The organism is Marinococcus halophilus, assembly GCF_002265875.1.
In the GTDB taxonomy this organism is placed as follows: domain Bacteria; phylum Bacillota; class Bacilli; order Bacillales; family Marinococcaceae; genus Marinococcus; species Marinococcus halophilus.
In genome coordinates this window covers 206,525-212,857 of the sequence record NZ_NPFA01000004.1, presented here as the reverse complement: position 1 = coordinate 212,857, position 6,333 = coordinate 206,525, and the positions used below count along the sequence as shown (strand labels likewise).

5 protein-coding genes are annotated in these 6,333 nt (G+C 45.4%); all 5 read left to right on the top strand.

Features of this window, described 5'->3' with window-relative positions; genetic code table 11:
- Positions 1-55 precede the first annotated feature (55 nt).
- The 5 genes from CHL76_RS06255 (at position 56) to CHL76_RS06235 (ending at position 6,252) form a co-directional block, all read left to right on the top strand.
- On the top strand, positions 56-1,195 hold the full coding sequence (locus CHL76_RS06255) for an IS701 family transposase (RefSeq protein WP_143747444.1): 1,140 nt from the start codon (positions 56-58) through the stop codon (positions 1,193-1,195).
- Positions 1,196-1,867: 672 nt separating this feature from the next.
- A complete protein-coding gene (locus CHL76_RS06250) occupies positions 1,868-2,722 on the top strand; it encodes a MurR/RpiR family transcriptional regulator (protein WP_079476670.1) in 855 nt (284 codons plus the stop codon).
- Between the two features lie 142 nt (positions 2,723-2,864).
- Positions 2,865-3,755 carry an N-acetylmuramic acid 6-phosphate etherase gene (gene murQ, locus CHL76_RS06245; RefSeq protein ID WP_371862245.1) on the top strand — a complete coding sequence of 297 codons (891 nt, stop codon included), beginning with the start codon at positions 2,865-2,867 and terminating at the stop codon, positions 3,753-3,755.
- Between the two features lie 23 nt (positions 3,756-3,778).
- Positions 3,779-5,137 (top strand): PTS transporter subunit EIIC, encoded by a 1,359-nt coding sequence (locus tag CHL76_RS06240; RefSeq protein ID WP_079476668.1) that lies wholly within the window; start codon positions 3,779-3,781, stop codon positions 5,135-5,137.
- 50 nt (positions 5,138-5,187) lie between these two features.
- A complete protein-coding gene (locus tag CHL76_RS06235; RefSeq protein ID WP_079476667.1) occupies positions 5,188-6,252 on the top strand; it encodes a MupG family TIM beta-alpha barrel fold protein in 1,065 nt (354 codons plus the stop codon).
- The last annotated feature ends 81 nt before the right edge of the window (positions 6,253-6,333 follow it).

Below are 6,333 nucleotides of genomic sequence, written 5' to 3'. Positions count from 1 at the left end.
GTTGATACGGTACGATGACATCGACGAAAACACCATCGAGAAAGGATTCTGCCTCATGTCTACCGTATCATATTCCTCCTGCATCGCCAATGCCTTTGATCAATGGAACCTCCGGTTCTTTATGTCTGCCCCAGCTGCCCGACATATGCAAAAGCTGCTGGAAGGCTGGACCCRGGAGCACCGCAACGGGAGCGTAAAGGCCCTCCAGGAAGCTGCCAATCATGATGCTCACCATTCGTCGGTCACCCGGTTTTTTCGCACGTCCCGGGTGGATGACCARGCCCTGGAGCGCAAGCTCCAACGCTCGGTGCTGCAGCACATCCGGCGGCAGGCGTCCTCCGCCAACCCGGTGCTGATCGCCATCGATGATACCGTCGTTCCCAAATCGAAACCTTCGTCCCAGGCGCACCACCCGATGGACGACGGTGGATACCATTTCGATCATCAGACCGGCACCACCGTTTACGGGCATCAATGGCTCACCATCATGGCAGGYACGAACAAGCGCCTGTATCCCTATCATATCGAGCGATATGAGAAAGAACACGGGACCAGCAAAATCGATCTGGCCCTTCAGCAGCTTCGCACCATCAATGTGGGCGATCGTCCCGTCTATGTCCTGGCCGACAGCTGGTACGCATCGGAAAAACTGAYCCGTACCGTCCGGGACCGGGGYTGGCATTTTATCGGTGCCATCAAAAGCAACCGGGTGCTCGAGACGGCCCCCATGCCGTTACCAGCCAGAGACTGGGCCCAACGGGCCCGGCAGGTGGAAAAGCCGGACCTTGTGACCGTCCGGGCCACCACGTATGAAATGGTTCGGTTTCAGGGGCGGTTGAAAGGCGGCCTCTCAGGCGTCGTCGTTGGTTCCCGGGCTTTTGCTTCTCATGAAGCATACCGGTTTTTCTTTTCCACCGATTCCTCGATGACTGCGGCGGACGTCTTATCCTGGTATCAGCACCGGTGGGCGATTGAAACCTTTTTCCAGGAAGCCAAGGGCAAGCTGTCGATGGGCGGATACCGGTTGCGKAGCGCCCCGGCCATCCGACGCTACCTGCTGCTCCTCCAAACCGCCTGGCTGCTGCTGGCCTGGACGTTTGCGGGTACCATCAGCGAGGCCTTTCATGCCAGCCACCAGCGCGCCCGGGCGGGCGCGACCCTGGAGAGCGTGTATAAAACCTACCTCGTGGCCTGACCCGCAAAGCCATCGGTTGGATGATATTGTCGATGATTTCCAATATTTAAATCCATGACCAGCATTTGTTTTCAAACCTGCAACAGTAGAGCTTCTGTTAAAATATCACAATTTATGGAAAAATAACAGCGTTGAAAATTATTTGCTTTTAGTATTTGATTCACTTAAGCCAGAAAAAATGTTCAGGTGTTCATGAATAGCTGCCAAGTCTTTCCAACAATTGTGTGCATGGGTGTTGGACGTTTCGATATAGATCTTCTCATGACCGGCTTATAATAGATATCCTGGATAGAATCTTTATAGTCCTGAAAGAAACGAAACAGTGCATGAGCGTACCGGATTAATGCAAAGGGGGCCGGGAAATATAACGTAAAGCTATACGTAAACAAAAATTTCGGTATTTAGATCCGGTAGAATATTTAAAGTAAGTGCAAGAGTTGGGAAAGCTTGATAAAAAGCATTGCATAACAGCATATTGTTATATTTTCTTTACATTTGCAATATTTGTATATGAACTAAGAAATTTTTATGCTGGCGATAACTGGTAAAAACAGGGGAAAAGCAAATGTTTGCCGAGGGCAATAGCGGTTTTTCAATATTTATTGATTTATTTGCTAAAAATACTTCAGTATATTCATAATAGAATGATCATAATTAAAAGGGGAGCACACGATGCAAACACGACTAGTGTCTAAAATTCGTTCCGAATATAATAGTTTCACTAATTCTGAAAGAAAAGTAGCAGAGTATGTGCTTATTCACGCAGAATTTGTGCCTACAATGACTACCAAGCAATTGGCTGTTCAGGCAAATGCGAGTGAAGCAAGTATTGTCCGTTTCTGCAAGCGTATAGGTATGGAAAGTTTTCGTATGCTTAAAGTTGCCCTTGCCCAGGAGTTGTCTCAGATGGATGCTTCCATTAATAGTTTGTCCCTCCTTGAAAGCAGTGATACTTCCCACAGTTTATTTCAAAAAGTTACTTCTTTGAACCGGGCTTCACTTGACATGATGACAAAAACCGTCAATCACCAATCATTTGAAAAAGCTGTAAAACTGATTTCCCAGGCAAAAACTGTTGGCTTATTTGGCGTTGGCGGTTCTTTCACTCCAGCGGTGGACGGCCAGTATAAATTTATGCGGCTCGGCCTTCATGCTTCTGCTTCTTCTGATTATCATTACATAATTCCATTTATTACAATGATGAAGAAACACGATGTCTTAATCTGTTTTAGTACTTCCGGTTATACGAAGGAAGTGGTTGATACAGCCAATTATGCCCAAAAAAAGAATTTAACAGTTATTAGCATTACTAAATACGCCAATTCCCCCTTAGTTAAGCATTCGGATTATGTTCTGGCAATTCCAGATATCGAACAATCAGGAAGAATTGGAAGCATTGCTTCACGGACCAGCCAGTTGAATTATATTGATGCCTTATATGTAGCTGTTTTTCATCTTATTGGCGAAGAACTGGTAGAAGCATTCGAACAAGCAAGAGAGACAACAGAAGAGCATCGGAAATTATAATTTTTATGCTTTTTATTCTACTCAAGTTCTTTTTTACCTTTTAAAATTAAATTTCACTTTTTTAATTTATATATTGATTTAAAATTTCATAGTTATTATAATTAATTGTAAGCGTTTTCCATAAAGATCGTGAGGGATGAAAATGAATAAACTTAAAACAGAAAAAAGGCACCCGGATACATACGAACTCGACAATTTAAGCATCAGGGAAATACTTCAACTTATGAACTACGAGGACAAAATTGTACCAAACATAGTAGAAGAAGCTCTTCCTTTCATTGAGCCTCTTGTGGAAAAAGCAGAAACCTCTATCCGCCAAGGGGGACGTTTGATTTACGTAGGCGCTGGAACAAGCGGACGTCTCGCCATTCTGGACGCTGCCGAATGCCCTCCTACATTCGGCACTACACCGGAAACGGTGCAGGGAATCATCGCTGGTGGGAAAGAAGCTTTGCTTACCGCAGTGGAAGGAGCAGAGGATTCTGAAAACCTTGGCGCTTCTGACCTGAAAAAAATTCATCTGGCTTCCCGGGATATCGTTATCGGAGTCGCAGCAAGCGGCCGTACGCCGTATGTGATCGGTGCTCTTAGCTACGCTAAAGAAATCGGAGCCGTAACCGGAAGCATTTCCTGTAATAAGGATGCCCCCATCAGTGCACTTGCCGATTATTCTGTGGAAGCCGAAACAGGCCCTGAAATACTTACTGGCTCTACTCGTTTAAAAGCCGGCACTGCTCAAAAGAACATATTGAATATGATATCTACCATAACGATGATCAGACTTGGCAAAGTGTACGAAAATTTCATGGTAGATGTACAGGCAACGAATCAAAAGCTGGCCCGTCGCTCAATGAGTATAATACAGGAGGTCACCGGTGTGGATGAACAAACAGCCGCGTCCATATTTGAAGCTTCCGGCCGGCATGTGAAAACAGCAGTGGTCATGATTCTGGCTGATGCCACTCCTGCTGAAGCAACTGTACTTCTTGAACAAAATCATGGCAGGGTCCGGGAAGCTATTATTAACAAATAATTGCATAAAAGGGAGTGTTTCTGGTGAAAAAAGAACAACAAATTGCTGAAGATGTTCTTCAGCCCCTTGGCGGTAGTGAAAATATCGTTTCTTTATACAACTGTATGACGCGGGTTCGTCTGAATGTGCGCGATCCGGAAAAAGTTGACATCGAACAATTAAAAAAGGTCGAAAATGTTATGGGGGTCGTAGAGGAGGATACTATTCAGATTGTGGTCGGGCCCGGCACTGCAGGCAAAGTAGCGGCTGAACTGGAAAAAATAACAAATCTTTCAGCAGGTAGTGTGCAGGGAGATGATCACACAGTTGAAGATGTTAAGGCTGGGATCAAACAACGGCAGCATACGCCGATTCGAAACTTCTTAAAACGTATCGGAAATATTTTTATTCCATTAATTCCTGCATTAATCGCTTCTGGGTTAATTAATGGTGCAGCCAACTTTGCACAAAATGCCGGTGTCGATCCGGAAACGACCTGGCTGCAGATTCTGCTTGTGATCGGCGGAGGAATTTTTACATATCTTGGCATTCTTGTAGGTTGGAATACCGCAAAAGAGTTCGGCGGGACCCCGGCTCTTGGCGCTGTTGCTGGTATTTTAATTATCAATCCTGCCCTTGCCGATATTACGCTGTTTGGAGAAGCTCTTGTACCCGGGCAGGGCGGAATCTTTGCAGTTATTCTGGCCGCCTGGGCGATGGCCTTTGTTGAACGTACTATCCGAAAATTTATTCCAGGTACACTCGATTTGATTTTCACTCCATTTTTTACCGTACTAATTGTAGGTATTGCTACAATCGTTCTTTTGCAGCCACTCGGGGGATTCATTTCTACCGGTATTACTGCTGCTATCAATTTTGTGTTAAATATTGGTGGGGCGGTAGCAGGAGCAGCCCTTGCTGGTTTCTTTCTTCCTCTTGTTATGGTGGGAATGCATCACGGACTGACACCCATCCATTTAGATTTTATTGACAGCATGGGCGCTACGCCGCTTCTTACAATTCTTGCAATGGCTGGAGCCGGCCAGGTTGGTGCCGCAATAGCCGTTTTTGTAAAAACAAAAAATCAGCAGCTTCGTAATACAGTAAAAGGGGCTCTGCCAGTCGGCTTTCTAGGAATCGGTGAGCCTCTCCTTTACGGCGTGACTCTGCCGCTTGGACGTCCATTTGTAACCGCTTGCCTGGGCGCGGCAGTAGGAGGGGCCTTTCAGGCAGTGATGGGTACAGCCTCGACTGGTATTGGGGTTTCGGGTCTGTCATTGATTCCTCTTATCGATGGCCAATATGTCATGTACTTTTTAGGCCTTCTGGCAGCCTACTTTTTTGGTTTTTTATTCACTTATCTTTTCGGATACAACGAAAAAATGGCTGAAAATATTCAATAAGGTAAGGAAGCTTTTTTGCAACTTCCTTTTACACAGAAAGAAGGGCATCCATGAGAGGGTTTAGCGTTTATCTTACTGATGTTGCTGAGGAACAATTCTCTTATTTAGCGCGCATGAAAACCAGTGGTTTTTCTTACGTTTTTACTTCACTTCATATACCAGAAGACGAAATTTCTTCCTATAAAAAACAGCTTCAAATGCTCGCACGCCAGACGGAGTCGCTCGGACTCAAATTATATGCAGATATATCACCAAAATCCTTCAAGCTGCTGAATCTTTCAGATGCAGATGGGAAAAAGCTTAAGGAGTGGGGCCTTACCGGCGTGAGGATGGATTATGGCATTGAGGCCCCTGAAATTGCCTCGCTTGCCGAACATGTCAGTGTGCTATTAAACGCCAGTACAATAACTGAATCTATGATCAAGGATTTGAAAGACTGGGACATTAATTTTTCCTCGTTAGCTGCTTGGCACAACTTTTATCCCCGGCCTGAGACTGGGCTCGACCGACAACAAATCATCCAACAGAATAAATGGCTGCAATCAGAAAACATTCAGACCTGCGCCTTTGTACCGGGGGATGAAAAGCCCCGGGGCCCTTTATATCAGTTTCTTCCCACACTTGAAGAACACCGGGGAGCAGCTCCATTTGCAGCCGCTTTAGATTTATGGCGGACTTGCGCTGTCAATGATATATGTATAGGGGACAGCATGCTGTCCTCTGAAGAAGCTTCACTTTTTAAAACCTACGAAGAAACGAATGAAATACCAATTCGCTCTTCATTTTTTGTGAAAGATACTGGTATCTCAGATATACTTCGCATGCTACACTGGCAGCGGCCAGACCCGGCAAGAGATGTGATCCGGTCGGAACCTTCCCGCTCTTTCACTGCAAAAAATCAAATTCAAATTTCACCCTCTCATTCAGCAGAACCCCGGCCTGTTGGAACGATTACAGTTGATAACGAACGATACGGCAGGTACCATGGAGAGCTTCAAATAACGAAGAAGGATCTGCCGGCTGATCCAAATGTCAATGTTGTTGGACGAGTTCACCCGAAATCTCATTTACTTTTATCATTAATCCAACCTGGTGAGGCTTTTAGTTTTGTTTAGAAGTCCGCGAAAACAAAGCTTCTATCAAGAATGTTTATTACGAGGCAGGACCCTGAGGAGAGCCGTATACAAACGTCAAAC

Bases quoted from the DNA above. Each gene is read 5' to 3' on its own strand.
- CHL76_RS06250 (WP_079476670.1), top strand. From the start codon at position 1,868: ATGCAAACACGACTAGTGTCTAAAATTCGTTCCGAATATAATAGTTTC.
- CHL76_RS06235 (WP_079476667.1), top strand. From the start codon at position 5,188: ATGAGAGGGTTTAGCGTTTATCTTACTGATGTTGCTGAGGAACAATTC.
- murQ (WP_371862245.1), top strand. From the start codon at position 2,865: ATGAATAAACTTAAAACAGAAAAAAGGCACCCGGATACATACGAACTC.